We start from the raw sequence: 2,312 nt of genomic DNA, 5'->3' as shown, positions 1-2,312 counted from the left end.
GACCCCCACCAACCCCACACCCTCACCGACCAACTCGACGGCACCACCTACACCTGGCACCGCTCCAACTACGTCCACCTCGACCCCCGAACACGGCCCGCACACATCCTCACGTTCCAGCGGAACGGCGGACATGTGCGGGCCGATGGGAACAGCGTCGCGGAGAACAGCGTGGAGAACGGCAGGGTCAGGGCGAATAACGGGACGAAGCCGAAGCCGAAGCCGCGCCGCGGTGGTCCGCGTCGTTCGGCCGGCGGGAGGCCGCGCCCGAACGGAACCTGATCAGATCAACTCGGCGGTGAGCAGGCGATCCTCGATGGAGCGGCAGCCGGTGAAGACCGAGCCGAGACCCTCGCGGTCGATGATGCGGCGAAGCTTGGCGGGCAGCGCGGGCAGCGACAGGCAGCCGCCCTCGGCGGCGACGCGCCAGCGGATGCCGAGCAGGATCGGCAGCGGGTCGCAGCGGACGCCGAGCCGGTCGTGCATCCGCACCATGAGATGCCGCAGGTTCGCCTCGACCAGCTGGGTGAGCGTGTCCCCGAGCCGCGGCACCGTGACCTCGTCGAGCACGCCGGACAGGTGGACGACCGTGTGGTCGCCGTCGCCGGCCGCCGTCGTGGTGATCATCAGTTCGGACGGGGCGGGCGGGGTGGGCGTGAGCCCGGCGTCGCCCGGGTGCAGGGCCCGGATGGCGTCCAGCACGTGCGTCGTGTCCACGTCGCCCGCTCCCCCGCCGGGGACGGGCGCGGCCGTGGCGGACGCGACGTCGGCGAACACCGGCACGAGCCGGCTCAGGCCGGTGAGCTGCAGCGCCCGCAGCACATGGGCGGACAGGGCGGGCACCACGGCGCGCAGCGGGCAGCCGAGCAGCTGCGCCCGCGTCTCCGCGCGGGCCAGCAGGACCAGCCCCGCGGCGTCCAGCAGCACCGCGTCCCCGAAGTCGACGACGACTCCGCCGCGTCCGCCGCCCCGCGCCGGGCCCGCGGACGCGAGGGACAGCGCCCTGCTCACCCCCTCCCTGATCCCCGCGTAGTTCTGCCAGCTGATCTGCGCGGGCAGGCCCAGGACGATGAAACCTCTGCGGGTCTCGATGCTCAGGCCCGCCACGGTCGTGTCCTTCATGTGTCAGTCACATCCCGATCGGGGTACTCGTGGCCGCGTGGGCGGGCCGGGGCGAAACGGTCAGGTCACCATGGGCGGCGGCATGGGAGCCGGGCGGTCTCGACGCGGGACGCCCGTCCGGATACGGCGGGCGCCCTCCCCGCACGACACCCGTCAGCCGGGACGCCGCGAGGCGTTCGATGGTCCGTTCCTCGGGCCGCACTCCGAGATGGGTGCAGCAGCACCACAGGTCGTCCACGCAACGGCGCACGTTCTCCGCCGGAACATCGGCGAAGCGAACGCGCAGCCGGGCCACGAGGTCATCGCGCGTCGGTACGACCGATGGCGACATCTCCCAGCGCTCCACTGTCCCTCCGATCGCTTTGGACGAAATAGTTCCGTCCGGACTTGTCAACCGCCATGCCGTCATCCACACAGGCGTCATCCACACGGGCGTCATCCGCACAGGCGTCATCCACACAAGCCGTCATCCACACGGGGTGTCGAACGCACGGGCGTCAAACGCACAGGCGTCAACTGCACGACAGGTTCTGAGCTTGGAAATGACCTACCCGAGGCATGCGACAGAAAAAGCGACGAAGCTAAAAACACGGACATGACACAACCGTCGTGCGGCAAGTATTCGAGACGGTGCGCGCCAGTGACCGGGCCGCAGATCAACGTGTTTTTGCGCTACTTTCCCGCGCCATAACGGACCGCTACCGGGCGATGACCTTCCCGGTCGCGGGTGCGGCAGGGCCGGTGTGGCCGGACACGGCGCGATCTACCTCGTGCTTGGGCGCGGCCCGTCCCGTCCGGACGGATCTGCGGGCACCGAAACCGGATGGCCGGTCACGGACAGTACTGAGATTTTTACGGATGGTTGCCTGTCGCGCACGTCGCGGACGCGGACTGCGGGCATTGCTGATCTAGATGTCTCCAACACACCCGGGGTGACCCATGCACGGCCAGCCGAAGAACCTCACCACCAGCACGTCCGACCAGGTCACCGAGACGGAGACGGAGGCCCTGCGGGCCGGCGGCCCCGGGGCGGACGCCGCGGCGCCGGCCGGCCGGGCACTCCCGGACCCCTTCAGCGAGAAGACCCCCCGCACACCGCACTGGTTCAAGACGGCGGTGTTCTACGAGGTGTCGGTGCGCGGGTTCGCCGATTCCAACGGCGACGGCTACGGCGACCTGCGCGGCCTGAT

2 protein-coding genes and 1 pseudogene are annotated in these 2,312 nt (G+C 70.2%); 2 read left to right on the top strand and 1 reads right to left on the bottom strand.

Annotated elements, in window-relative coordinates; genetic code table 11:
* Positions 1 to 282: hypothetical protein (locus ACGFK0_RS37595; protein WP_392913541.1), on the top strand; the 282-nt coding region annotated here is incomplete at its 5' end.
* Here the strand turns inward: ACGFK0_RS37595 and ACGFK0_RS37590 are convergent.
* Positions 283 to 1,122 carry an STAS domain-containing protein gene (locus tag ACGFK0_RS37590; RefSeq protein ID WP_392913537.1) on the bottom strand — a complete coding sequence of 280 codons (840 nt, stop codon included), beginning with the start codon at positions 1,120 to 1,122 and terminating at the stop codon, positions 283 to 285.
* Between the two features lie 939 nt (positions 1,123 to 2,061).
* Here ACGFK0_RS37590 and ACGFK0_RS37585 point away from each other — a divergent pair.
* Positions 2,062 to 2,312: pseudogene (locus ACGFK0_RS37585) on the top strand (hypothetical protein); the annotation flags it as partial.

This window comes from Spirillospora sp. NPDC048823 (assembly GCF_043198445.1).
Lineage (GTDB): Bacteria > Actinomycetota > Actinomycetes > Streptosporangiales > Streptosporangiaceae > Spirillospora.
The sequence above is the reverse complement of the archived record's forward strand: the minus strand, read 5'-3'. Positions and strand labels throughout refer to the sequence as shown.

What these genes read in the sequence shown, in the direction of transcription:
- ACGFK0_RS37590 (WP_392913537.1), bottom strand. Translation starts at nt 1,122, where the DNA reads ATGAAGGACACGACCGTGGCGGGCCTGAGCATCGAGACCCGCAGAGGT.